This is a genomic window from Pseudomonas sp. NPDC087346 (assembly GCF_044744235.1).
In the GTDB taxonomy this organism is placed as follows: Bacteria; Pseudomonadota; Gammaproteobacteria; order Pseudomonadales; family Pseudomonadaceae; genus Aquipseudomonas.
In genome coordinates, this window is sequence record NZ_JBIUXX010000027.1 from 40,329 (window position 1) to 65,123 (window position 24,795).

The following is a 24,795-nucleotide window of genomic DNA, read 5'->3' on the forward strand; positions in this document are numbered from 1 at the left end:
GGTTCTGTGGTGTTCACAAATCCTGTGGGAGATTTGTGCCAACAGTTCGAGACCGAGGTGCGGCCCATCGCTGGCAGGCCAGCTCCCACAGGTTCTGTGGTGTTCACAAATCCTGTGGGAGCTGGCCTGCCAGCGATGGGGCCGGCATAAGCTCCGCAGAATATCAGCCAAGCAATTCGCTCATGGCAATGATCTGCTCCGCCACCTGAATCAGCTTCTGCTGGCGGCTCATGGCCTGGCGGCGCATCAGGGTGTAGGCCTGTTCTTCGTTGCAGTCTTTCATTTTCATCAACAAACCCTTAGCCAGTTCGATGCGCTTGCGCTCGGCCAGTTGCTGGTCGCGGGCATGCAGTTGCGCACGCAGCGCCTGATCGCTCTCGAAGCGCGCCATGGCCACATCGAGAATCGGCTGCAAACGCTGTGCGTGAATGCCCTCGACGATGTAGGCGCTGACCCCGGACTTGATCGCCTGACGCATCACCCCCGGATCATGCTCGTCGGTGAACATCACGATCGGTCGTGGCTGATCGCGGCTGACCAGCACCACTTGTTCCATCACATCGCGGCCCGGTGACTCGGTATCGATCAGAATCACGTCCGGGCGCACCGTTTCGACGCGTGCGGGCAAGTCAATGATCAGGCCGGACTCGTCAATCACTTCGAAACCGGCCTCGATCAGCGCGGCCTTCAGGCGACCGACTTTTTTCGCCGTGTCGTTGATCAGCAGAATTCGCAACATGTTCGCGGTCTCCTGTCAGCGGCGGGCGAGAAGGGGGGCGCTGTCGCTCAAGGCGTGCAGCTTGAAACTGCGGGCATAACCAGCCGGATCGCTGCCGTCCCAGACCTTGCCGTCGATCAACTGGTTGCTGCGCATTTCCTGACCCCACGCTGCCACACCCACGGCAGTGGCAGCTTCGCGATAGAGCGGCAGTTGCTGGACCTGACGCGCAACGGCGAGATAATCCGGGTCGTCGCGCAGCAAACCCCAGCGGCGGAACTGGGTCATGAACCACATGCCGTCCGACAGATACGGCAGATTGACCTCGCCGCCACCATGAAAACGCAGGGCATGCGGGTCCTGCCAGCGGTTGCCGAGGCCGTCGGCGTAATCACCGAGAAAGCGTGGTTCGATGTGTGCCAGCGGTGCATCGAGATAGTCCGGGGCACTTAACAGTTGCGCAGTGCTGCGGCGGTTTTCCGGACTTTCTTCGATAAAACGGCTGGCCTGCAAAATCGCCATCACCAGCGCCCGGGCAGTGTTCGGATACTGCTCGACGAAGGTGCGGGTGCAACCGAGGACCTTTTCCGGGTGATCGGGCCAGATGGTCTGGGTGGTCGCCATGGTGAAACCGAGGTCTTGTTCAACAGCGCTGGCAGCCCACGGTTCGCCGACGCAGAAACCGTCAATGCGCCCGGCCTGCAAGTGCGCGACCATTTGTGGCGGCGGCACCACCACGCTGTCGACATCCTGCAACGGATGAATGCCCTGGCTCGCCAGCCAGTAATAAAGCCACATGGCGTGGGTGCCGGTGGGGAAGGTCTGGGCGAAGGTGAGTTTTGCGCGGCTTTGGTGCACATGGCGATCCAGCGCTTCAGGACTGGTCACGCCGAGACTCTGCAAGCCATGGGACAGATTGAGGCTCTGGCCGTTCTGGTTCAGCCCCATCAGCACCGCCATGTCGGTCGGTGCGACGCCGCCGATGCCCAGATGCACCGCATAGATCAGACCGTACAGACTGTGGGCGGCGTCGAGTTCGCCGCTGACCAGATTGTCCCGCAGGTTGGCCCAGGAACTCTGCCGTTTCAGATTCAGGGTCAGCCCGTAAGGCTGGGCGAAGCCCTGAGTGGCGGCAACTACCACCGAGGCGCAATCGCTCAGGGCCATGAAGCCAAGATTGATCTCGGTTTTTTCCGGGGCATCGCTGCCATTGACCCAGGCCAGCGGCCCGATGGAGGGTTCATGCATAAAAGCCACCTTCAAAAAAAACGTCGTCCCAGGCGTTGCGCGAGGCAAAACCGGGGGACGACGCCATTGTCCGGGCCTGCACGCCGTCGTTGGCTTGCAGGCTGATAACCGGGAAGGTGCAAGGCATATGCCAGTTGCCGCTGATTTGCCTGCGTGTCTCGCGCCGCAGGTCGATGCCCGGCTATAATCGCCGCCTCTTTCGTCGCATCGAGTCATAGCCGCCCATGTACACCCTGGCCCGTCAGCTGTTGTTCAAACTTTCCCCGGAAACCTCCCACGATCTGTCGCTGGATCTGATCGGCGCGGGCGGACGTTTGGGCCTCAATGGCTTGCTGTGCAAGGCGCCGGCAAAAGTGCCGGTGACGGTCATGGGCCTGGACTTCCCCAATCCTGTAGGTCTGGCGGCAGGTCTGGACAAGAACGGCGCGGCCATCGACGGTTTTGCGCAGCTGGGTTTCGGTTTTGTCGAAATCGGCACCATCACCCCGCGCCCGCAGCCCGGAAATCCGAAACCACGGATTTTCCGTCTGCCGGAAGCCGAGGCGATCATCAATCGCATGGGCTTCAACAACCTTGGCGTCGATCACCTGCTGGCCCGCGTTGCGGCTGCCAAGTACAAAGGCGTGCTGGGCATCAATATCGGCAAGAACTTCGATACCCCGGTCGAGCGTGCGGTGGATGACTACCTGATCTGCCTGGACAAGGTGTACGCACACGCCAGTTACATCACGGTCAACGTCAGTTCGCCGAACACCCCGGGCCTGCGCAGCCTGCAATTCGGTGACTCACTGAAGCAACTGCTGGCTGATCTGGCGACACGCCGTGCCGAACTGGCATTGCGTCATGGCAAACATGTGCCACTGGCGATCAAGATCGCTCCAGACATGACCGATGAAGAAACCGCGCAAGTCGCGCAAGCTCTGATCGATACCGGGATGGACGCGGTGATCGCCACCAACACCACCCTCAGCCGTGTTGGCGTTGAAGGCATGGAACACGGTGACGAGGCGGGCGGTCTGTCCGGCGCGCCGGTTCGTGACAAGAGCACGCACACGGTGAAAGTGTTGGCGGCGGAACTGGGTGGTCGTTTGCCGATTATCGCGGCGGGCGGGATTACTGAAGGCAAGCACGCGGCGGAGAAGATTACTGCCGGCGCGAGCCTGGTGCAGATCTACTCGGGCTTCATCTATAAGGGCCCGGCGCTGATTCGTGAATCGGTAGATGCCATCGCCGCATTGCGCTGAAGGTCTGGGACTGAGGGACTGGGGGGGGGTGTGTGGCGAGGGGATTTATCCCCGTTCGGCTGCGCAGCAGTCGTAAGTTCTAACTCTCGATTTGCCTGCCAAATTTAGTTTGCTTGTTTTGGGGCCGCTTCGCAGCCCAGCGGGGATGAACCCCCTCGCCACAGGGATTTATGTGATCTCGCTTTTTGAATCAGGCATTAAAAAGGGCTCCTCGAAGGAGCCCCTGGGCCGAAGCCCGCCGTCCGGGAAGGACGTGCGTGGTAAGTCGTTACAATTCAGATTGTCGTGTCGGAATAAATGCCCTGTGTCAGCCGACGGCGTGAAGTTCGTTGAGTCTGTGGATTCCCGCAGTGCCGGTCATACCGTCCCAGTTGTCGCCGCGTCCTTCTCGCCAGCCGTTAATCCAGGCTTGACGTACCGTCGGTAGAGTAAATGGGCAAAGCTCACGGGATTTGCCACCAACGCCATATTGATATCCGCGCAAAAATGCTCTTTCCAACGGATCACGCTTAAGTCTTCTCATAGGGTGTTTCCCTCACTTGTTGACTGTATTTGACGCGTTGACCTCAACCGAGGTCTGGCAGAAAAACTTCTGCCGTTGGGGGGCTCGCTGCCGGCGTGGCGAGCCAAGGTGTTGACGCCGTTGGGACGTCAACCTGTGATCAGTTCTAACCAATGAGTCACAGCGATGGAATGATCGTTTTGTCATAAGGACGTAACGAAAATAGTGCTATGGCCATAAGTAACCGTGAGTTTCTTGAATGTTTTTTGAGCAAACCCCGGTATGATCGGCCCCCCAGTGTATGAGGGGCTTAATCCTTTAGTGAGAATGACCCACGTTTACGCTGGGGTACTATTCGACGAAGGGTCGCTTTAAGACTTTTTGTTTCACCAACTTTTTTATCTGTCCCGGCATCTAAGCTCTTTTAACCCGAGCAGCGGGGATGGAACGGCACACCTTCGTGCCACGCGGGCGTTCTTTTAGAAAAGCGCCTGATTGAAAACCGGATCGGCAATGCGTTGCCGATTCACTAGCCAAAGGCTTTGGAAATACCATGTCCGACAGTTTTGAAATCTTCCTCACTTGCCCTAAAGGCCTTGAAGGCCTGCTCATCGAGGAAGCCGTCGGGCTTGGCCTTGAAGAGGCCCGCGAGCACACCTCCGCCGTGCGTGGCATGGCGACCATGGAAACCGCTTATCGCCTGTGCCTGTGGTCGCGACTGGCCAACCGGGTGTTGCTGGTGCTCAAGCGCTTCCCGATGAAAGATGCCGAAGACCTGTACCACGGCGTTCTCGACATCGAGTGGCAAGACCACATGCTCAATGACGGCACCCTGGCCGTCGAATTCAGCGGCCACGGTTCGGGCATCGACAACACGCACTTCGGCGCCTTGAAGGTCAAGGACGCCATCGTCGACAAACTGCGCACCCCGCAGGGCGACCGTCCGTCCATCGACAAGCTCAATCCGGACCTGCGCATTCACCTGCGTCTGGATCGCGGCGAAGCGATTCTGTCCCTCGACCTCTCCGGCCACAGCCTGCACCAGCGCGGTTACCGCTTGCAGCAGGGCGCTGCGCCGTTGAAGGAAAACCTCGCGGCAGCCATCCTGATCCGTTCCGGCTGGCCGCGCATTGCTGCCGAAGGCGGCGCGCTGGCTGACCCGATGTGCGGTGTGGGTACGTTCCTCGTCGAAGCAGCAATGATCGCCGCCGATATGGCGCCGAACCTGCGTCGTGAACAGTGGGGCTTCACCGCGTGGCTGGGCCACGTTCCGGCCTTGTGGAAAAAACTCCACGAAGAAGCCGTCGAGCGTGCCGCTGCCGGTCTGGCCAAGCCGCCACTGTGGATTCGTGGTTACGAAGCCGACCCGCGCCTGATTCAACCGGGCCGCAACAACGTCGAGCGCGCTGGCCTGAGCGAGTGGATCAAGATCTATCAGGGCGAAGTCGCGACGTTCGAGCCGCGTCCGGACCAGAACCAGAAAGGTCTGGTGATCTGCAACCCTCCATACGGCGAGCGTCTGGGCGATGAAGCCAGCCTGCTTTATCTCTACCAGAACCTCGGCGAGCGCCTGCGTCAGGCGTGCCTGAACTGGGAAGCGGCGGTCTTCACCGGCGCCCCGGATCTGGGCAAGCGCATGGGTATCCGCAGTCACAAACAGTATTCGTTCTGGAACGGCGCGTTGCCGTGCAAGCTGCTGTTGATCAAAGTGGTGCCGGATCAGTTCGTCACTGGCGAGCGTCGCACCCCGGAGCAACGTCAGGCCGAACGTGAGCAAGCTGCCTACGATCAGACCCCGGATGAGCCGCAAGAACGCAAGTTCAACAAGAACGGTAACCCGATCAAGCCAGTGCCGGCCCCGGCACCCGTGATCGAGCAGCCGCGCCTGAGCGAAGGTGGGCAGATGTTTGCCAACCGCCTGCAGAAAAACCTCAAGGCGATGGGCAAGTGGGTCAAGCGCGAAGGTATTGATTGCTACCGTGTCTACGATGCCGACATGCCGGAATACGCAATGGCCATCGACCTGTACCACGATTGGGTGCACGTCCAGGAATACGTCGCGCCGAAGTCGATCGACCCGGAAAAAGCCTCGGCCCGGATGTTCGACGCCCTGGCTGCGATTCCGCAGGCGTTGAACGTCGACAAGAGCCGCGTGGTGGTCAAGCGCCGCGAGCGTCAGAGCGGCACCAAGCAGTACGAGCGTCAGAGCGCGCAGGGCAAGTTCAATGAGGTCAACGAAGGCGGCGTCAAGCTGTTGGTGAACCTCACCGACTACCTCGACACCGGGCTGTTCCTCGATCACCGGCCGATGCGCATGCGCATTCAGAAAGAGGCGGCCGGCAAGCGCTTCCTCAATCTGTATTGCTACACCGCGACCGCCAGCGTACATGCGGCCAAGGGTGGCGCACGCAGCACCACCAGCGTCGACCTGTCGAAAACCTACCTCGACTGGGCGCGTCGTAACCTGTCGCTGAACGGCTTTTCGGACAAGAACCGTCTGGAGCAGGGCGACGTGATGGTGTGGCTGGAAAGCTGCCGTGAAGAGTACGACCTGATCTTTATCGATCCGCCGACCTTCTCCAACTCCAAGCGCATGGAAGGCGTGTTCGACGTGCAGCGTGACCAGGTGCAGTTGATCGACCTGGCCATGGCCCGTCTGGCTCCCGGCGGGGTGTTGTACTTCTCCAACAACTTCCGCAAGTTCCAGCTGGAAGAGAACCTCGGCGAGCGTTACGCGGTCGAGGAAATCAGCGCGCAGACCATCGATCCGGATTTCGCCCGCAACGGCAAGATCCACCGCGCCTGGAAAATCACGGCTCGTTGACACTTGGGCTGATCGAGTCCACAGAGCCTTGATTTTTAAAGGCTCTTGGATCCGATCAGAGCTAGCCAAATTAATGGCTAATAGCTATAACTCAACTCATGGCCAGAGGGGCTATCCCCGGAACAGTCGCGTAGTTGAGTTGCCCTTATGTCCTTGCACCCCGTGCGCCCGAAGATTTTGGGTTTTATCAGTGAAGATGTCTCGGCCTGGCTGGTCGCGCTCCTGGTATTGCTCGCCGGCGGGATTCTCACGGGGCTGCTGGCCTGGGGCACCCTCAATCAGTTTCAGCAACAATTGCATCAGCGCTTTCAGTTGCTGGCCAACGAACGCTACAGTCGAATCGAAGAGCGTTTTCAGGATCAGGAACAGCGCCTCGATGGCCTGCGCCGTTTCTTTGCCAACTCCGAATCGGTATCCCGCGCCGAGTTCGACGGCTACACCCATCCCTTATTACTGCGTACCCAAGCCTATTCGTTCGCCCAGCGAGTGAGTGGTGCCGAGCGCGCGGCTTTTGAGCAGCAAGTGCGCGCTGAGGGGCTGAGCGACTTCAGCATCCGCGAACTGAATGCCCAGGGCGAATTGCAACTGGCCGCCCCCCGCGATGAATACGTGGTAGTGCTGTACAGCCAGACGCAAAGCCGTCTTGGTTCGCCATTGGGTTATGACTTGCTCGCCCAGCCATTGCGCCGTGCAACGCTGCAACGTGCGGAAAAACTTGATGGACTGGCGGTGTCGCAGCCGATGCAACTGGTGAATATCGAGCAGGCCTACGCCAGAGGTGTGCTGCTGATGGCTCCGGTCAGCCGGCCTGACCAATCGAAGCCGTTCGGTTATGTGATGGCGGTGATCAGCATGCGCCAGTTGCTGGCGGATGGTCTGCCGGACTCCTTCCATGATTACCTTTCGGTGCGCATCCTCGATTTGTCGACTGACGATCAACATGAGGCGCTGTTCGAATCCAACAACGAGCCGGCCCGGAGCGATCTGTCGGCAACGCGGCTGGTGCGCATGGCCGATCATGATTATCAGGTTGATATCCTGCCCAGCGATGCGTTCATGCAGTCCAATCATTCGTCGGTCGGCAGCGTGGTGGTTCTCGGTGGTTTGCTCAGTCTGTTGCTCAGCGCCTTGTTGTACGTGCTGGTCAGTCAGCGCCAGCGTGCGTTGCGGCTGGTCGAGGTGCGCACCGAGGAGTTGCATGCCCGCGAACAAGAGTTGCGTGGTGCCCACGGCCAGTTGCGCGGCGTGCTCAACGCGGCGACGCAGGTGGCAATCATCGCCACTGATTTGCGTGGAGTCATCAGCACCTTCAACCCCGGTGCCGAACAGATGCTCGGTTATCGCGGGATCGACGTAATCGACCACATGACCCTGGAAAACCTGCACTTGCCCCGCGAGCTGGCGGCGCGTGCGGCGGAGTTGAGTGCGCGCTACGGCAAGGTGATTCCGACCTGCCACGCGATGCTGGTCGAGGGCGGTGAAGTCGGCGGGCACGAGGCTCGGGAATGGACGCTGGTGCGCAGCGATGGCAGTCATCTGCCGGTGAACATGCTCGCCACGCCCGTACTCGATGAGCAGGGTTTGTGGGTCGGGCATCTGGCGATCTGTATCGACATCACCGAGCGCAAACGCGTGCACGAAGCGCTGGCGGCGCGAGACGTGCTGCTGAAGAAACTCAGCGCTCACGTTCCCGGTGGCATCTACCAATTCAAGATGGAATTCGACGGGCGTTTCAGTGTGATCTACGCCAGCGACGGCATCCGCGAGATCTACGAGCTGGAGCCGGACGTGCTGCTGCTCAACGCCGAAGCGATCTTCACCCGCATTCATCCGCAGGACACCACTCGCGTGCGCAGCTCGATTCGCGCCTCGGCGGACAGTCTCAGCCCTTGGCGCGAGGAGTATCGCGTGCAGTTACCCGAGCGCGGTCTGCGTTGGGTGCGCGGCGAGGCTACCCCGGAGGAATTGCCGGGCGGCGGCGTTTTGTGGCACGGCTATATTTCCGACATCTCCGACCTCAAGCGCGTGGAAGAAGAGCTGCGTGCGCTGTCGGTGACCGACTCGTTGACCGGGATTCACAACCGTCGTTATTTCCAGGAACGCCTGACCACCGAAATGGCCCGGGTCGAGCGTGGCGGGGGAGAACTGTCGGTGATCATGCTCGACATCGACCACTTCAAGCGAATCAACGACCAGTACGGCCATGCCGTCGGCGACCGGGTGTTGCAAGCGGTGTGCGAGCGCATCGGCCATCGCCTGCGGCGTACCGATGTGTTCTGCCGATTGGGCGGTGAGGAGTTCATGGTGCTGTGCCCGGACATCGACGGCGAACACGCCTATCACCTGGCCCTCGAACTATGGCAAGGCTTGCGCGGCGCGCCGGTGGATGTGGTGGGCGTGGTGACTGCGAGTTTCGGCATTGCCAGTTGGCGCGCGGGCGAGGGCGCCGATGCGTTGTTGCTGCGGGCGGATTCCGGGGTGTACGCGGCGAAACAGGGCGGACGCGACCGGGTAGAACGGCAACTGAGTTAACCGAGTCTGACGCTAAACCCTTGTAGGAGTGAGCCTGCTCGCGATGGCGGTCTGTCTGTTACCAACGATGGTGGCTGGACTGACGCTATCGCGAGCAGGCTCACTCCTACAGGGAACCTGGGGTTTAGAGGACTGAGGCGGTCTGCGGCAGTTTCGGCTGGCGATACAGATCCAGCAGCACCTGATCGAGCACCGACGATGCGCCAAACGGGGCCTTGTCGTTGAGGATCGCCACAACGGCCCAGGTGTTGCCATTGACGTCGCGGCTGAACCCGGCAATCGCCCGCACGGTGTTCAAAGTACCGGTCTTGACGTGCGCTTCACCGCGCATCGCTGTGGTTTTCAGGCGTTTGCGCATGGTGCCGTCGGTGCCGGCAATCGGCAGCGAGCTGATGTACTCGGCGGCGTACGGGCTGTGCCAGGCGGCTTGCAGCATGTTGGCCATTTCCCGTGCACTGACGCGCTCGGCACGCGACAGACCCGAACCGTTCTCCATCACCAGATGCGGCGAAGTGATGCCTTTCTTGGCCATCCACTGACGCACTACGCGTTGCGCGGCTTTGGCGTCGTCGCCATCGGCCTCGTTGCGGAATTTCTGACCGAGGCTCAGGAACAACTGCTGGGCCATGGTGTTGTTACTGTATTTGTTGATGTCGCGGATGATTTCCGCCAGATCCGGCGAATAGGCGCGGGCCAGCAGTTTGGCACTGCTCGGCGTTGCCGCCAGACGATCCTTGCCCTGAATGCTGCCGCCCAGTTCTTTCCAGATCGCGCGCACGGCGCCAGCGGTGTAGGTCGCGTGATCAAGCAGCGACAGGTAAGTCTGCGAGCTGCAGCCATCGCCCAATTGGCCGGCGACGGTCACGGTCACGCTGCCATCGGCTTGCGGCACCGGGTTGTAGCGTACGCCACCGGTGCACTGCTTGGAGTTGATGGCTTTGACGGTGTTCTCGATGTGGATGCTGGCAATCGGCGGCTCGACGGAGATCAGTACCCGGCCACCGTCATTGCGCGCCACGAAGCGCAGGGCCTTGAGGTTGACCAGCAGCGAATCCGGCTTGACCAGGAACGGCTTGTTCTCGTCATTGCCGTCATCGTTGAATTCGGGCAGTTGCGGCTGAATAAAGAAGCTGCGGTCGAGAATCAAGTCGCCAGTGACTTGAGTAACGCCGTTGGCGCGCAGGTCGCGCATCAGCAGCCAGAGTTTTTCCATGTTCAGCTTCGGATCGCCGCCACCCTTGAGGTAGAGGTTGCCGTTGAGGATACCGCCGCTCAGGTCGCCATCGGTGTAGAACTCGGTTTTCCACTGATGGTTGGGGCCGAGCATTTCCAGCGCCGCGTAGGTGGTGACCAGTTTCATGGTCGAGGCCGGGTTGACCGAAACGTCGGCGTTGAACACGGTGGCCGTGCCCGGGCCGTCGAGCGGCACCATCACCAGCGACAGGGCGCTGGGTTGCAGTTTGCTGGCCTTGAGGGCTTTTTCGACGTTAGGTGTCAGGGAAGTATTGATGGTGGCAGCAGAGACAGGCAGGGCCAAAGGAAGAAGAAGGCCGGCCAGCAACAAAGGACGCAACGATTTGATCATGTGAAATAGAACCCTGCAGTCGAGGGGAAAATAACGAGGGCATGGATGAAAAAGCCCTCAGTGGTCATGAAAGTGTCGGCATTATGCCCCAAGGTGTAACCGCTTGTGCCGTGCCCGGGGTGGCCAATTCGTTATTTTTTTTACAGGCGGTCGGCCATGCCGGCCATAGAGGCGGGCAATCGACGACTTAAACTGGTAAAGTGCCGGCCGTTATTACTTAAGAGGATTGTTCCAAATGGCGACTAACCGTTCCCAGCGTCTGCGCAAAAAACTGTGCGTTGATGAATTCCAAGAGCTGGGTTTCGAACTGAACCTGGACTTCAAAGAAGAATTGTCCGAAGAAGCCATTGACGCTTTCCTCGAAGCATTCATCAAAGAAGCCATGGAAGCCAATGGTCTGGGCTATGTTGGCGGCGACGACTACGGTCTGGTTTGCCTGCAGAAACGTGGCTCGGTCAACGAAGAGCAGCGTGCTGCCGTTGAAGCCTGGCTGAAAACCCGTAGCGAACTGACTGAAATGACCGTCAGCCCGCTGCTGGACGTTTGGTATCCGGAAAAGCCGATCAACGCGGCTAAGTGATACTGAAAAAAACGGCGACCTGAGGGTCGCCGTTTTTTTTTGCTTTTCAGGCCTTGCGCCAGTTCAGAATCAGCAGCGTCAACACCCCCGCGACAATCCCCCAGAACGCCGAACCGATGGAAAACAGTGTCAGCCCCGACGCCGTGACCATAAAGGTTATCAACGCCGCTTCACGTTCCTTCACTTCGGTCATGGCGATGCTCAAGCCATTGATGATCGAACCGAACAGCGCCAGCGCGGCAATCGACAGCACCAGTTCTTTCGGCAGCGCGGCAAACAGCGCCGCCAGCGTTGCGCCGAATACCCCGGCAATCCCGTAGAAAATCCCGCACCAGACCGCCGCTGTGTAGCGCTTGTTGCGATCTTCGTGTGCGTGCGGCCCGGTGCAGATCGCCGCGCTGATGGCTGCGAGGTTGATCCCGTGAGAACCGAACGGCGCCAGCAACAACGAGGCGATACCGGTGGTGGTGATCAGCGGCGAAGCCGGAACGTTGTAGCCGTCGGCGCGCAACACGGCGATGCCGGGCATGTTCTGCGAGGTCATCGCCACCACGAACAGCGGAATGCCGATGCTGATGGTCGCGGCCAGCGAGAAGTGCGGCGTGGTCCACACCGGGGTCGCCAGTTCCAGATGAAAACCGCTGAAGTCCAGCAAACCCATGAAGCCCGACAGTGCAGTGCCGATCAACAATGCGGCGAGCACTGCGTAACGAGGCGACAGGCGTTTGATCACCAGATAAGTGAAGAACATCCCCAGTACCAGCCCGGTGCGATGCTGCGCGGCGACGAAAATCTCGCTGCCGATCTTGAACAGAATCCCTGCCAGCAGCGCTGCCGCCAGTGATGCCGGGATCTTTTTCACCAGCCGTTCGAAGCTGCCGGTCAGGCCGCAAATGGTCACCAGCACCGCGCAGGTGATGTAGGCGCCGATGGCTTCGCCGTAACTGACGCCGCCAAGGCTGGTGATCAGCAACGCAGCGCCGGGCGTCGACCAGGCGATGGTGATTGGTGTGCGATAGCGCAGCGACAGGCCGATCGAGCACACCGCCATGCCGATCGAAATCGCCCAGATCCACGAGGAAATCTGCCCGCTGGTCAGGCCGGCGGCTTGCCCGGCCTGGAACATCAGCACCAGCGAGCTGGTGTAACCGGTCATCATCGCGATGAACCCGGCGACGATGGCCGAGGGCGAAGTGTCGGCCAACGGGCGCAATTGGGTGTGGGTGGCGTCGTTCATGACAGCGGTGTTCCTTGTACAGATGAAGATGTCCGCCGCAACGTAAAACCCTGTAGGAGTGAGCCTGCTCGCGAAGCGGTGCGTCATTTAACATGAAAGTTGACTGAGCTGACGCTATCGCGAGCAGGCTCACTCCTACAGGGATAGTGCTCTAGCGGCGGATTCTGCGATCAAGCCTAAACTCAATCGTAACGGATCGTTGCAATACAGCCGAGGTCACAAACAGCCATACAGTCGTGTTGCCACCGTCCATTGTGTACAATCGCCGTGTTTTTTACGCGATACTTGCCAGCGACCTACTGTGCCGTATTACAGTCACGGTCTATTCGCCGCAGTTCTCCCGACTCGAGTGCCCATGAACGAACAGTTGCAACCCCTCAAGAAACAACCGCGAGCAGGCAAAGCCGGCCGCAGCGGAACCCAGGACGATATTGTCTACGCACATATCTTCGAGGCCATCCTCGAACAGCGTCTGGCGCCCGGCACCAAATTGAGCGAAGAAGCGCTGGGGGAAATTTTCGGGGTCAGCCGCACCATCATTCGCCGCGCCCTGTCGCGTCTGGCGCATGAAGGCGTGGTGCTGTTGCGGCCGAATCGCGGTGCGGTCGTCGCCAGTCCGAGCGTCGAAGAAGCACGTCAGGTGTTCCTCGCCCGTCGTCTGGTCGAGCGCGCCATCACTGAACTGGCGGTGGAGCATGCCACCGCCGAGCAGATTGCCGAGTTGCGCCAGATGGTCAACGACGAGCGCGACAGCTTCTCCCGTGGTGATCGCGGCGCCGGTATTCGTCTGTCGGGCGAATTCCATCTGAAACTCGCGGAAGCGGCGAAGAATGCACCACTGATCAGCTTCCAGCGCAGCCTGGTGTCGCAGACTTCGCTGATCATCGCCCAGTATGAAAGCGGCAACCGTTCGCACTGCTCCTATGACGAGCACACCCAGTTGATCGACGCCATCGAAGCGCGCAACGGTGAGCGGGCGGTGGACCTGATGATGCATCACATGGATCACATCGACAGCAAGCTCAACCTCGACGAGGAAAGCGCTTCGGATGATCTGCATGCGGTGTTCTCGCACCTGTTGCAGACCAAGAAGCCGGGGCGTCCGAGCGCCAAGCTTTAAGCGAGACCGAGCTGGCCCAATCGCTGGCAGGCCAGCTCCCACAGGATCTGTGCAGGGTTCAAACTTTGTGGCACCACAAAACCTTGTGGGAGCTGGCTTGCCAGCGATGACTATCTGACAGGCAATAAAAATCCCCCAGGCTGAAAAGCACTGGGGGATTTTTTATGACTGGGAAAAACTCAGCGCTGATGCACCAAAGCACCCGCCGCATAAGTCTGCGCAACCGTGCGGTCATCCCCCAGCGTCATCAACACAAACAACGACTCGGCAATGTTATTGGCCTGCTTCAAGCGATAGCTCAACAGCGGCGTGGCGTTGTAATCCAGCACCAGGAAATCGGCATCGCTGCCCGGTTGCAAGGTGCCGATCTTGTCTTCCAGACGCAGCGCGCGAGCGCCACCCAAGGTCGCCAGATACAGCGATTTGAACGGGCTCAGGCGCGCACCTTGCAGCTGCATCACCTTGTAGGCTTCGTTGAGGGTTTGCAGCAGCGAGAAACTGGTACCGCCGCCAACGTCAGTGCCGAGACCGACATTCAGTTTGTGTTTTTCGGCCATCGGCAGGTTGAACAGGCCGCTGCCGAGGAAGAAGTTCGAGGTCGGGCAGAACGAAATCGCCGAACCGGTTTCCGCCAGGCGCGCGCATTCGTCGTCGCACAGGTGTACGCCGTGGGCAAATACCGAGCGCTCGCCGAGCAGTTTGTAGTGGTCGTAAACGTCCAGATAGCCTTTGCGCTCAGGGAACAGTTCCTTGACCCACTCGATTTCCTTGAGGTTCTCGCTGATGTGGGTCTGCATGTACAGATCCGGGTATTCAGTGAGCAACTGGCCTGCGAGGGTCAGTTGTTCCGGGGTGCTGGTCGGCGCGAAGCGTGGGGTAACTGCGTAGTGCAAGCGACCCTTGCCGTGCCAGCGCTCGATCAGCTCTTTGCTGTCGACGTAGCTGGACTCGGCGGTGTCGGTCAGATAGTCCGGCGCGTTGCGGTCCATCATCACCTTGCCGGCGATCATCCGCAGATCAAGCTTCTCGGCGATTTCGAAGAACGAGTTCACCGATTGCGGGTGCACGCTGCCGAACACCAGCGCGGTGGTGGTGCCGTTGCGCAGCAGTTCCTTGACGAAAATGTCAGCGACTTTGTCGGCGTGATCCTTGTCGCCGAACTGGCTTTCGCACGGGAAGGTGTAGGTGTTGAGCCAGTCCAGTAGTTGCTCGCCGTAGGCACCGACCATGCCGGTTTGCGGCAGGTGGATGTGGGTGTCGATGAAGCCCGGGGTGATCAGCGCATCCTGGTAATGGTTGATCTCGATGTCTGCCGCCAGGGTCGGCAGCAGGTCGCTGGCGTGGCCAAGGGCGCTGATCTTGCCGCCATCAACCACCAGCAGGCCATCCTCGAAATACTCGTAGGAGGCTTCGATCCCGACTTCGGCGGGGTCGGCAATGCTGTGCAGGATGGCGGCGCGGTAGGCTTTGCGAGTCAGAGGCATGAGGGTTCTCTAATCAGTTTGAGGCTTTGAGTTTGGCGGCCTGACTGCGGCGGGAAACCGGCAGCAGTTTGGCAATCGGTTCGGCGCTGGCGGTTTGCTGGCCGAAATTGGCGTTATAGGTGGCGATGATTTCGCCAGCGATGGAGATGGCGATTTCCACAGGCAGTTTGCCTTTGACTTCGCCGATGCCCATCGGGCAGCGCATGCGTTGCACGACGCTACTGTCGAAACCGCGATCACGCAGGCGATGTTCGAACTTGGCGCGTTTGGTTTTCGAACCAATCAAGCCGAAGTAGGCGAAGTCGTTGCGCTTGAGGATCGCGGCAGTGAGTTCCAGGTCCAGCTGATGGTTGTGGGTCATGACGATGTAATAGCTGCCGGCGGGCAGGTCATCGATTTCATCCACAGGCTCTTCGGCGACGATTTTGCGCACGCCGTGGGGGATCTGCTCGGGGAATTCTTCTTCCCGCGAGTCGATCCAGCGAACGCGGCACGGCAGGCTGGCGAGCAAGGGTACCAGTGCGCGGCCGACATGGCCCGCGCCGAATACAGTGATCTGCGCCTGCACCTGGCCCATCGGTTCGAACAACAGCACCGTCGCGCCGCCGCAGCACTGGCCGAGGCTGGCGCCGAGGCTGAAGCGCTCCAGGTGCGTGTCCTGCTTGCCGCTGGCGAGCATTTCGCGGGCGATCTGCATGGCTTTGTATTCCAGATGTCCGCCACCGATGGTGTCGAACGTCTGTCGGGCGCTGATGACCATTTTCGAGCCGGCATTACGCGGCGTCGAGCCAAGCTCTTCGATGATGGTTACCAGAACGCAGGGCTCGCCCTGGTTCTGCAGGTCGGCGAGGGCGTCGATCCAGTTGTACATAGTCACCTCGACATCTTCGTTGTCTGTTCGGGCCTCATCGCTGGCAGGCCTGCTCCCACAGGTTTTGTGTTGCCCCCGGATTCTGCGAACACCACAAACCCCTTGTGGGAGCTAGCCTGCTGGCGATAGACGCGCCTCGGTCTTAAAGCGGAGCCGACTCGGCTTCAGCTTCCACAGGTTTTGTGTTGCCCCCGGATTCTGCGAACACCACAAACCCCTGTGGGAGCTAGCCTGCTAGCGATAGACGCGCCTCGATCTTAAAGCGGAGCCAACTCGGCTCCAGCTCCGACAGGTTTTGTGTTGCCCCCGGATTCTGTGGACACCACAAACCCCTGTGGGAGCTAGCCTGCTAGCGATAGACGCGCCTCGGTCTTAAAGCGGAGCCAACTCGGCTTCAGCTTCCACAGGCTTCGCAGCCTTCAACTGGCGCATCTGCTCACAACCCCACAACACCCGCTCCGGGGTCGCCGGCGCATCGATCTTCGGCTGATGCCTGTAATCACCCAGACTCGCCACCGCATCCTTGATCGCGCACCACGAGGCGATGCCGAGCATGAACGGTGGCTCACCCACAGCCTTGGAATGGAACACCGTGTCTTCCGGGTTCTTGCGGTTCTCGACCAGCTTCACCCGCAAGTCCAGCGGCATGTCCGCCACGGCCGGGATCTTGTAGCTGGCCGGGCCGTTGGTCATCAGCTTGCCTTTGTTGTTCCAGACCAGTTCTTCCATGGTCAGCCAACCCATGCCCTGGATGAAGCCACCCTCGACCTGACCGATGTCGATGGCCGGGTTCAGCGAGGCGCCGACGTCGTGGAGGATGTCGGTGCGGAGCATCTTGTACTCGCCGGTCAACGTGTCGACGATCACTTCGCAGCACGCCGCGCCGAAGGCGAAATAGTAGAACGGACGACCACGGGCCTGGCTGCGGTCGTAGTAGATTTTCGGGGTCTTGTAGAAGCCGGTACTCGACAGCGATACCTGATTGAAATACGCCAGTTGAATCAGCGCTTCAAAGGTCACAATGTGGTCGCGAACCCGCACGTGGCCGTTGTGGAATTCGACGTCTTCTTCGCTGACCTTGTAATGCCGGGCAGCGAATTCCACCAGTCGCTGTTTGATGATCTCAGCGGCGTTCTGTGCGGCTTTACCGTTGAGGTCGGCACCGCTGGAAGCGGCGGTCGGCGAGGTGTTCGGTACTTTGTCGGTGTTGGTCGCGGTGATCTGTACGCGGTCCATTTCCACCTGGAACACTTCGGCCACGACCTGCGCGACTTTGGTGTTCAGGCCCTGGCCCATTTCGGTGCCGCCGTGGTTCAGATGGATGCTGCCGTCGGTGTAGATGTGGATCAGCGCGCCGGCCTGGTTGAGGAAGCTGGCGGTGAAGGAAATGCCGAATTTCACCGGGGTCAGTGCCAGGCCTTTTTTCAGGATCGGGCTGTTGGCGTTGTAGCGGCGGATCGCTTCGCGGCGCTCATGATACTGGCTGCTTTCTTCCAGTTCGGCGGTCATCTCTTCGAGCATGTTGTGCTCGACGGTCTGGTAGTAGTGGGTGACGTTGCGCTCGGTCTTGCCGTAGTAGTTGGCCTTGCGCACCGCGAGTGGATCGAGGTGCAGGTGGCGGGCGATGGCGTCCATCACTTCTTCAATCGCGACCATCCCTTGCGGGCCACCGAAACCACGGTACGCGGTGTTCGACGCGGTGTTGGTCTTGCAGCGGTGACCGTTGATGGTCGCATCGCCCAGATAGTACGAGTTGTCCGAGTGGAACATCGCCCGGTCAACGATGGACGCCGACAGGTCCGGCGAGCAGCCGCAGTTGCCGGCCAGATCCATGTTGATCCCGTGCAGGCGGCCGGTGCTGTCGAAGCCGACGTCGTACTCGACGTAGAACGGGTGTCGCTTGCCGGTCATCAGCATGTCTTCGACACGCGGCAGGCGCATCTTGGTTGGCTGGCCGGTGAGGTGCGCAACCACGGCGCACAGGCACGCCGGGCTGGCGGCCTGGGTTTCCTTGCCGCCGAAACCACCGCCCATGCGGCGCATGTCGACGACGATTTTGTTCATCGACACGTCGAGAACTTCGGCCACCAGTTTTTGCACTTCGGTCGGGTTCTGCGTCGAGCAGTAAACGATCATGCCGCCGTCTTCGGTCGGCATCACCGAGGAGATTTGCGTCTCCAGATAAAAGTGTTCCTGACCACCGATGTGCAGCGTGCCTTGAATGCGGTGTTCAGCAGTTGCCAATGCGGTGACCGAATCGCCGCGCTGGTGAGTGTGGCTGTCGAGCACGAAGTGGCGTTTGCGCAGGGCTTCGACCACGTCCAGCACCGGCTCCAGATCTTCGTATTCGATGATCGCGGCCATCGCGGCTTTGCGTGCGGTTTCCAGATCCTTGGCAGCAACTGCCAACACGGGCTGACCGACAAACTGCACATCATCGATAGCCAGCAATGGATCGCCCGGCATCAACGGGCCGATGTCTTTCAGGCCCGGCACGTCTTCGTGGGTGATCGCGATGCGCACGCCTTCGAAGGCATAACACGGCTTGGTGTCGATGCTGATGATGCGGGCGTGAGCGCGGTCCGACATGCGTGCATAAAGATGCAGCTGGTTCGGGAATTCCAGACGGTCATCGATGTACTGCGCTTCACCGGACACATGCTTGGCGGCGCTGTCGTGCTTGACGCTGCGGCCGACACCGCTGGTCAGGTCGGCGGCGAACAGTTCAGCCATTTCAGCTTGAGTCTTCTCTACGGCGTGATGGTTAGACATAAGCGGTCACCCGAGTCTCGATGTGCGGTGTTTGCAGTTCGATGAAGTATTTACGCAACAGGTTCTGCGCGCTGAGCAGGCGATATTCCTTGCTGGCGCGGAAGTCCGAGAGCGGCGTGAAATCTTCGGCCAGTGCGGCGCACGCGCGTTCGACCACGGCGCTGTTGAACGGCGCGCCGATCAGCACGGCTTCGCAATGTGCGGCACGTTTTGGAATCGCTGCCATGCCGCCAAACGCCATGCGTGCGTCGGTGATCACACCGTTTTCCACGCGCAGGTTGAACGCGGCGCAGACAGCGGAGATGTCGTCGTCCAGACGCTTGGAGACTTTATAGGCACGGAACAGTTGCTCGGCGCTGGCACGCGGCACGATGATCTTTTCGATGAACTCGCTTTCCTGACGCGCAGTGACCTTGTAGTCGATGAAGTAATCGTCGAGGTTCAGCGTGCGGCGGGTTTCACCCTTGCACAGCACGACCTGCGCGCCGAGGGCGATCAGCAGGGGCGGCGAGTCACCAATCGGCGAGGCGTTGCCGATGTTGCCGCCGAGGGTGCCCTGATTGCGGATTTGCAGGGAGGCGAAGCGGTGCAGCAATTCGCCGAAGTCCGGGTACTCGGTGTTCAGCGCTTCGTAGCAGTCGGAGAGGGCAGCGGCGGCGCCGATTTCGATGCGGTCGTCGAAGGTATCGATGCGCTTCATTTCCGCGACGTTGCCGACGTAGATCATCACCGGCAGAGTGCGGTGGAACTGCGTGACTTCCAACGCCAGATCGGTGCCGCCGGCCAGCAGCCGCGCCTGTGGATAAGAATCGTAGAGATCGGCCAGATCGGCCACGGTCAGCGGCACCAGGCAACGTTTGTCGCCACTGTTCAGCTCACCGATTTCGGTCGGGGCGATGGCTTTGAGGCGGGTGATGGTCTCGGCTTCACGGGCATCGAACTGATCCGGTTGCTTGCCGCAGCAGGATTGCTCGGCAGCCGCCAGAATCGGCCGGTAGCCGGTGCAGCGGCAAAGGTTGCCGGCCAGCGCTTCGTGCGCTTTGGCATGATCCGGTGCATCGCTGTTCTTTTGCAGTGCAAACAGCGACATCACAAAACCGGGCGTGCAGAAGCCGCACTGCGAACCATGGCACTCGACCATGGCTTTCTGCACGCTGTGCAGTTCGCCTTTGTGTTTGAGGTCCTCGACGCTGATCAATTGCTTGCCGTGCAGCGACGAAACAAAGGTCAGGCACGAGTTGAGGCTGCGATAGCGAATGTGTTCGCGGCCATCGTCATCCGTTTGCAACTCGCCGACCACTACAGTGCATGCGCCGCAGTCACCGCTGGCGCAGCCTTCTTTAGTGCCGGATTTGCCTACGTGTTCACGCAGGTAATTGAGCACGGTCAGGTTCGGGTCCAGGGCGTGCTCGCTACGGAGTTCCTGGTTTAGTAAAAACTGGATCACGGAAGGCCTCGCAGACTCATTATTGTTGTTAACCCACTTGAGCCGAATTTATCAGCTCTGACTTTTCGGTCAATGATTTTCTGACTTAAAGGTCAAGAAAATCACATTTGCCGATCAACAACCTGTCTATTCAGTATTGACCCTCAATGGATCAAGCGCTTTTTTGCGGGAATCGTGCCAAAAACCGCTGTATGGGCACTCCGCCATGAGCCTGCAATTGCGCTACACTGCGCCGCTTGTGCAGATCGAAAAAGTTTGAAGGACAACCATGACGTTCAAGGCGCCGGACAGCCTCGCCGAGCAAATCGCTCACCACCTCGCCGAACGGATCATTCGTGGCGAAATGAAGCCAGGAGAGCGCATCCAGGAACAGAAGGTCACGCTGGCACTTAATGTCAGTCGCGGCTCGGTTCGCGAAGCCTTGCTGATCCTCGAACGCCGTCATCTGATCGCGATCCTGCCGCGTCGTGGTGCCCACGTCACCGAACTCACCGCGCACAAGGTGCAGAGCCTGTGCACGCTGATGAGCGAGCTGTACATCCTGCTCGGCAACTCGGTGGCCAACGGCTGGCAGACCCAGGCCGACATGGCGCCGTTCGTGCAGATCCAGCAGCGCCTGACCGCCAGCTACGAGCGTCAGGACATCCGCACTTTCGTTGACGACAGCTTTAATGTGATGCGCGCCGCGTATCCGTTCGCCAACAACCCGTACCTGCAAGAGACCGTCGAGAACCTGCAACCGGCCATGAGCCGTGCGTATTTCCTCGCCCTCGAACAGCGCAAGGCCGAGATGAGCGAGTTCCTTGAACTGTTCGAACGCCTGCTGGCCGCTGTACTCGCCCGTGATTTGCCGCAGATCCGCATCGTGCTGACGGCATACGCCCAGCGCAGTTGCGATCTGGTGGTGTCTGCCCTGACGGTCGCCTAAGCGTGCGGCTCAAGTGCATCAAACTGGCGGGATTCAAATCCTTCGTCGACCCGACCACGGTGAACTTCCCCAGTAACATGGCGGCGGTCGTCGGGCCGAACGGTTGCGGCAAGTCGAACATCATCGACGCCGTACGCTGGGTGATGGGCGAAAGTTCGGCGAAGAACCTCCGTGGCGAGTCGATGACCGACGTCATCTTCAACGGGTCGACCAGCCGCAAACCGGTGAGCCAGGCGAGCATCGAACTGGTGTTCGACAACTCCGACGGCACGCTGCTCGGTGAGTACGCGGCCTACGCGGAAATTTCCATTCGCCGTAAAGTCACCCGCGACAGCCAGACCACGTATTACCTCAACGGCACCAAATGCCGTCGTCGCGACATCACCGACATCTTCCTCGGCACTGGCCTCGGCCCGCGCAGCTACTCGATCATCGAGCAGGGGATGATCTCCAAGCTGATCGAGTCCAAGCCCGAAGACCTGCGCAACTTTATCGAAGAAGCGGCGGGCATCTCCAAGTACAAGGAGCGTCGGCGCGAGACTGAAAACCGTATCCGCCGCACCCACGAAAACCTCGCCCGTCTGACCGACCTGCGCGATGAGCTTGAGCGTCAGCTCGAACGCTTGCACCGCCAGGCCCAGGCCGCCGAGAAGTATCAGGAATTCAAAGCCGAGGAGCGTCAGCTCAAGGCGCAACTGTCGGCACTGCGCTGGCAGGATCTGAACGATCAGGTCGGCCAGCGCGAGTCGGTCATCGGCAACCAGGAAATCAGTTTCGAAGCGCTGGTCGCCGAGCAACGCAACGCCGATGCGGCCATCGAACGCCTGCGCGACGGTCACCATGACCTGTCCGAACGCTTCAATCTGGTGCAGGGGCGCTTCTATTCGGTCGGCGGCGACATCGCCCGGGTCGAGCAGAGCATCCAGCACGGCCAGCAGCGTTTGCGTCAGTTGCAAGACGACTTGAAAGAAGCCGAACGCGCGCGACTGGAAACCGAATCGCACCTCGGCCACGACCGCACGTTGCTGCTGACCCTCGGCGAAGAGCTGGACATGCTCGTCCCCGAGCAGGAAGTCACCAGCGCCGCCGCTGAAGAAGCTGCCGCCGCACTGGAAGATTCCGAATCCGTCATGCACGGTTGGCAGGAGCAGTGGGACACCTTCAACCTGACCGCCGCCGAGCCGCGGCGTCAGGCCGAAGTGCAGCAGTCGCGCATCCAGCAGCTGGAAACCAGCATGGAGCGTCTGGCAGATCGGCAAAAGCGTCTGGGCGAAGAGCGCGCGTTGCTCTCGGCTGACCCGGAAGACGCAGCGATCATGGAACTCAGCGAGCAGCTCGCCGAGTCCGAAGCGACACTGGAAGATTTGCAGACCAGTGAAGAAGCACAGGTCGAAAAACTCGAACAACTGCGACAAGAATTGCAGCAGGCGCTGACCGCGCAGCAGCAGGCGCAAGGCGATCTGCAACGGCTCAATGGCCGACTCGCATCGCTGGAAGCCTTGCAGCAAGCCGCGCTCGATCCGGGCACCGGCACTGCAGAGTGGTTGCGCGATCAGCACCTCGCCGAACGTCCGCGTCTTGCCGAAGGCCTGAAGGTCGAGGCCGGTTGGGAACTGGCGGTGGAAACCGTGCTCGGCGCCGATCTGCAAGCGGTGCTGGTCGACGATTTCAGCGGCTTCGATTTGTCCGGCTTCACCCAAGGTGATTTGCGTCTGCTCAGTCCCGCCACCGATGGTGTACGTGTGGCGGGCAGTTTGCTGGACAAGGTCGAGGCGTCGATTGATCTGTCGCCGTGGCTCGGGCAGGTCAAACCGGTCGACAGCCTTGAGCAGGCCTTGGCCCTGCGCGGTCAGTTGAGCGCCGGGCAAAGTCTGATCAGCCGTGACGGTTATTGGGTCGGTCGGCATTTCCTGCGGGTGCGCCGTGCGAGCGAAGCTGAAAGCGGCATGCTCGCCCGTGGTCAGGAAATCGAGGCTTTGCATCTCGAACGCGAAGAGCGCGAAGCCACCGTCGAGTCGATGGAAAACCGTCTGCAAACCCTGCGCGCACAACAGCGTCAGCAGGAAAACGGCCGCGAACATCTGCGTCGTTTGCTGCAAGACGAAGCCCGTCAGCAAGGTGAATTGAAGGCCCAATTGTCGGCCGGCAAAGCCAAGGCCGAGCAGCTGACTTTGCGTCGTTCCCGTCTCGATGAAGAACTGGTCGAACTCGGCGAGCAACGCGAACTGGAACACGAAAGCATCGGCGAAGCGCGCCTGCAATTGCAGGACGCCCTCGATGCCATGGCCGTCGACACCGAGCAGCGCGAATTGCTCTTGGCTCAGCGCGACAGCTTGCGCGAACGTCTTGATCGAGTGCGTCAGGAAGCTCGCCAGCACAAAGATCACGCGCACCAGTTGGCGGTGCGTCTGGGCTCGTTGCGCGCTCAACACGACTCCACGCGACAGGCGCTGGAACGTCTGGAAATGCAGTCCGAGCGACTCACGGAAAAACGCGAACAGCTGAGTCTGAATCTGGAAGAGGGCGAGGCGCCGCTGGAAGAGCTGCGTCTCAAACTTGAAGAGTTGCTCGACAAGCGCATGAGCGTTGACGAGGAACTGAAGACCGCGCAAATCGCCCTCGAAGATGCCGACCGCGAACTGCGCGAAGCGGAAAAACGCCGGACTCAGGCCGAACAGCAATCGCAGTTGATTCGCGGCCAGCTCGAACAGCAACGCATGGAATGGCAAGCCCTGACTGTGCGCCGCAAAGCCTTGCAGGATCAACTGCTCGAAGACGGCTACGATTTACATGGCGTGCTCGGCACATTAACTGCCGAGTCGAGTGAACGCGAAGCCGAAGAAGAACTCGAACGGATCAACGCGCGGATTCAACGCCTGGGCGCGATCAACCTCGCGGCCATCGACGAATACCAGCAACAGTCCGAGCGTAAACGTTATCTGGATGCGCAAAACGACGATCTGGTGGAAGCGCTGGACACGCTGGAAAACGTGATCCGCAAGATCGACAAAGAAACGCGTAATCGTTTCAAAGATACCTTTGATCAGATCAATGGCGGTTTACAGGCACTTTTTCCAAAAGTTTTCGGTGGTGGCCGGGCGTATTTGGAACTGACGGGCGAAGATCTACTCGATACAGGGGTAACGATCATGGCGCAGCCGCCAGGAAAGAAGAACAGCACCATCCATTTGCTCTCCGGTGGCGAAAAAGCCCTGACTGCATTGGCTCTGGTTTTTGCGATCTTCAAATTGAATCCGGCGCCGTTCTGCATGCTCGATGAAGTTGACGCGCCACTGGATGACGCTAACGTTGGACGTTACGCACGATTGGTTAAAGAGATGTCGCAGACCGTGCAGTTCATCTATATCACCCACAACAAAATCGCCATGGAAATGGCCGATCAACTGATGGGTGTGACGATGCACGAACCGGGTTGTTCGCGACTGGTAGCCGTGGATGTCGAGGAGGCGATGGCGATGGTGGATGCCTGAGTCGGGGCGTTGTCGGAAAGGTATTAATGGTCTGTAGGACTTTTTTACCGGCTTCGACTTGCTGGCCAATCGACATATTCGCGCAAGCCAATGTGACAGACGGTGTAAAGTTGTCTTTGGTCGTGCTAGTTTAATGTCAATTTTTCGTATACGTGGGCAAAACGCCTGTCAGAACATAGAGATTGAGCCACGTATTAAAGCGGTTTGCACAC

Annotated in this window: 16 protein-coding genes; 7 read left to right on the top strand and 9 right to left on the bottom strand. The window is 59.8% G+C overall.

Annotated features, from left to right (window positions below; all coding sequences use genetic code 11):
• Nucleotides 1–163 precede the first annotated feature (163 nt).
• Nucleotides 164–739: an ANTAR domain-containing response regulator gene (locus ACIOZM_RS17265; protein WP_401216021.1), complete on the bottom strand. Its 576-nt coding sequence runs from the start codon at nucleotides 737–739 to the stop codon at nucleotides 164–166.
• Nucleotides 740–754: 15 nt separating this feature from the next.
• Entirely contained in the window at nucleotides 755–1,966 is a 1,212-nt protein-coding gene (locus tag ACIOZM_RS17270) for a CmpA/NrtA family ABC transporter substrate-binding protein (protein WP_401216022.1), read from the bottom strand.
• 224 nt (nucleotides 1,967–2,190) lie between these two features.
• On the opposite strand from ACIOZM_RS17270, the gene ACIOZM_RS17275 reads away from it, so the two are divergent.
• Nucleotides 2,191–3,210: a quinone-dependent dihydroorotate dehydrogenase gene (locus ACIOZM_RS17275; protein WP_401216023.1), complete on the top strand. Its 1,020-nt coding sequence runs from the start codon at nucleotides 2,191–2,193 to the stop codon at nucleotides 3,208–3,210.
• Between the two features lie 307 nt (nucleotides 3,211–3,517).
• Here ACIOZM_RS17275 and rmf read toward each other — a convergent pair whose 3' ends face one another.
• Nucleotides 3,518–3,733, bottom strand: a complete 216-nt coding sequence (gene rmf, locus ACIOZM_RS17280; protein WP_401216024.1) for a ribosome modulation factor — start codon at nucleotides 3,731–3,733, stop codon at nucleotides 3,518–3,520.
• 532 nt (nucleotides 3,734–4,265) lie between these two features.
• On the opposite strand from rmf, the gene rlmKL reads away from it, so the two are divergent.
• Both rlmKL and ACIOZM_RS17290 read left to right on the top strand, forming a co-directional pair.
• Nucleotides 4,266–6,536 (top strand): bifunctional 23S rRNA (guanine(2069)-N(7))-methyltransferase RlmK/23S rRNA (guanine(2445)-N(2))-methyltransferase RlmL, encoded by a 2,271-nt coding sequence (gene rlmKL, locus ACIOZM_RS17285; protein ID WP_401216025.1) that lies wholly within the window; start codon nucleotides 4,266–4,268, stop codon nucleotides 6,534–6,536.
• A 147-nt stretch (nucleotides 6,537–6,683) separates the two neighbouring features.
• A complete protein-coding gene (locus ACIOZM_RS17290) occupies nucleotides 6,684–9,068 on the top strand; it encodes a diguanylate cyclase (RefSeq protein WP_401216026.1) in 2,385 nt (794 codons plus the stop codon).
• Between the two features lie 124 nt (nucleotides 9,069–9,192).
• On the opposite strand, the gene dacB is transcribed toward ACIOZM_RS17290, so the two are convergent.
• Nucleotides 9,193–10,653: a D-alanyl-D-alanine carboxypeptidase/D-alanyl-D-alanine-endopeptidase gene (gene dacB / locus ACIOZM_RS17295; RefSeq protein WP_401216027.1), complete on the bottom strand. Its 1,461-nt coding sequence runs from the start codon at nucleotides 10,651–10,653 to the stop codon at nucleotides 9,193–9,195.
• 235 nt (nucleotides 10,654–10,888) lie between these two features.
• On the opposite strand from dacB, the gene ACIOZM_RS17300 reads away from it, so the two are divergent.
• Nucleotides 10,889–11,233 (top strand): YggL family protein, encoded by a 345-nt coding sequence (locus ACIOZM_RS17300; RefSeq protein WP_401216028.1) that lies wholly within the window; start codon nucleotides 10,889–10,891, stop codon nucleotides 11,231–11,233.
• A 46-nt stretch (nucleotides 11,234–11,279) separates the two neighbouring features.
• On the opposite strand, the gene ACIOZM_RS17305 is transcribed toward ACIOZM_RS17300, so the two are convergent.
• The gene (locus ACIOZM_RS17305; RefSeq protein WP_401216029.1) at nucleotides 11,280–12,470 is read right to left on the bottom strand and encodes a benzoate/H(+) symporter BenE family transporter; all 1,191 of its coding nucleotides are present in this window, start codon (nucleotides 12,468–12,470) and stop codon (nucleotides 11,280–11,282) included.
• 355 nt (nucleotides 12,471–12,825) lie between these two features.
• On the opposite strand from ACIOZM_RS17305, the gene ACIOZM_RS17310 reads away from it, so the two are divergent.
• Complete coding sequence (locus ACIOZM_RS17310; protein WP_401216030.1) at nucleotides 12,826–13,590, top strand: GntR family transcriptional regulator; 765 nt, start codon at nucleotides 12,826–12,828, stop codon at nucleotides 13,588–13,590.
• Between the two features lie 179 nt (nucleotides 13,591–13,769).
• Here the strand turns inward: ACIOZM_RS17310 and guaD are convergent, their stop codons facing one another.
• From guaD to xdhA, 4 genes are all read right to left on the bottom strand, one after another.
• Entirely contained in the window at nucleotides 13,770–15,074 is a 1,305-nt protein-coding gene (gene guaD / locus ACIOZM_RS17315) for a guanine deaminase (protein ID WP_401216031.1), read from the bottom strand.
• A 13-nt stretch (nucleotides 15,075–15,087) separates the two neighbouring features.
• Nucleotides 15,088–15,945, bottom strand: coding sequence for a xanthine dehydrogenase accessory protein XdhC (xdhC, locus tag ACIOZM_RS17320; protein WP_401216032.1), 858 nt, complete (start codon nucleotides 15,943–15,945; stop codon nucleotides 15,088–15,090).
• Nucleotides 15,946–16,317: 372 nt separating this feature from the next.
• Nucleotides 16,318–18,717 (bottom strand): xanthine dehydrogenase molybdopterin binding subunit, encoded by a 2,400-nt coding sequence (gene xdhB / locus ACIOZM_RS17325; RefSeq protein ID WP_401216033.1) that lies wholly within the window; start codon nucleotides 18,715–18,717, stop codon nucleotides 16,318–16,320.
• On the bottom strand, nucleotides 18,710–20,164 hold the full coding sequence (gene xdhA, locus ACIOZM_RS17330; RefSeq protein ID WP_401216034.1) for a xanthine dehydrogenase small subunit: 1,455 nt from the start codon (nucleotides 20,162–20,164) through the stop codon (nucleotides 18,710–18,712). The genes xdhB and xdhA overlap by 8 nt, the downstream gene beginning before the upstream one ends.
• Before the next feature lie 268 nt (nucleotides 20,165–20,432).
• On the opposite strand from xdhA, the gene ACIOZM_RS17335 reads away from it, so the two are divergent.
• Both ACIOZM_RS17335 and smc read left to right on the top strand, forming a co-directional pair.
• Nucleotides 20,433–21,092 (top strand): GntR family transcriptional regulator, encoded by a 660-nt coding sequence (locus tag ACIOZM_RS17335; protein ID WP_401216035.1) that lies wholly within the window; start codon nucleotides 20,433–20,435, stop codon nucleotides 21,090–21,092.
• Between the two features lie 2 nt (nucleotides 21,093–21,094).
• Complete coding sequence (gene smc / locus ACIOZM_RS17340) at nucleotides 21,095–24,583, top strand: chromosome segregation protein SMC (protein ID WP_401216036.1); 3,489 nt, start codon at nucleotides 21,095–21,097, stop codon at nucleotides 24,581–24,583.
• The last annotated feature ends 212 nt before the right edge of the window (nucleotides 24,584–24,795 follow it).

What these genes read in the sequence shown, in the direction of transcription:
- rmf (WP_401216024.1), bottom strand. Translation starts at nt 3,733, where the DNA reads ATGAGAAGACTTAAGCGTGATCCGTTGGAAAGAGCATTTTTGCGCGGA.
- ACIOZM_RS17305 (WP_401216029.1), bottom strand. Translation starts at nt 12,470, where the DNA reads ATGAACGACGCCACCCACACCCAATTGCGCCCGTTGGCCGACACTTCG.
- ACIOZM_RS17335 (WP_401216035.1), top strand. Translation starts at nt 20,433, where the DNA reads ATGACGTTCAAGGCGCCGGACAGCCTCGCCGAGCAAATCGCTCACCAC.
- guaD (WP_401216031.1), bottom strand. Translation starts at nt 15,074, where the DNA reads ATGCCTCTGACTCGCAAAGCCTACCGCGCCGCCATCCTGCACAGCATT.
- xdhC (WP_401216032.1), bottom strand. Translation starts at nt 15,945, where the DNA reads ATGTACAACTGGATCGACGCCCTCGCCGACCTGCAGAACCAGGGCGAG.
- ACIOZM_RS17300 (WP_401216028.1), top strand. Translation starts at nt 10,889, where the DNA reads ATGGCGACTAACCGTTCCCAGCGTCTGCGCAAAAAACTGTGCGTTGAT.
- ACIOZM_RS17290 (WP_401216026.1), top strand. Translation starts at nt 6,684, where the DNA reads ATGTCCTTGCACCCCGTGCGCCCGAAGATTTTGGGTTTTATCAGTGAA.
- dacB (WP_401216027.1), bottom strand. Translation starts at nt 10,653, where the DNA reads ATGATCAAATCGTTGCGTCCTTTGTTGCTGGCCGGCCTTCTTCTTCCT.
- ACIOZM_RS17275 (WP_401216023.1), top strand. Translation starts at nt 2,191, where the DNA reads ATGTACACCCTGGCCCGTCAGCTGTTGTTCAAACTTTCCCCGGAAACC.
- ACIOZM_RS17310 (WP_401216030.1), top strand. Translation starts at nt 12,826, where the DNA reads ATGAACGAACAGTTGCAACCCCTCAAGAAACAACCGCGAGCAGGCAAA.
- ACIOZM_RS17270 (WP_401216022.1), bottom strand. Translation starts at nt 1,966, where the DNA reads ATGCATGAACCCTCCATCGGGCCGCTGGCCTGGGTCAATGGCAGCGAT.
- rlmKL (WP_401216025.1), top strand. Translation starts at nt 4,266, where the DNA reads ATGTCCGACAGTTTTGAAATCTTCCTCACTTGCCCTAAAGGCCTTGAA.
- xdhB (WP_401216033.1), bottom strand. Translation starts at nt 18,717, where the DNA reads ATGTCTAACCATCACGCCGTAGAGAAGACTCAAGCTGAAATGGCTGAA.
- ACIOZM_RS17265 (WP_401216021.1), bottom strand. Translation starts at nt 739, where the DNA reads ATGTTGCGAATTCTGCTGATCAACGACACGGCGAAAAAAGTCGGTCGC.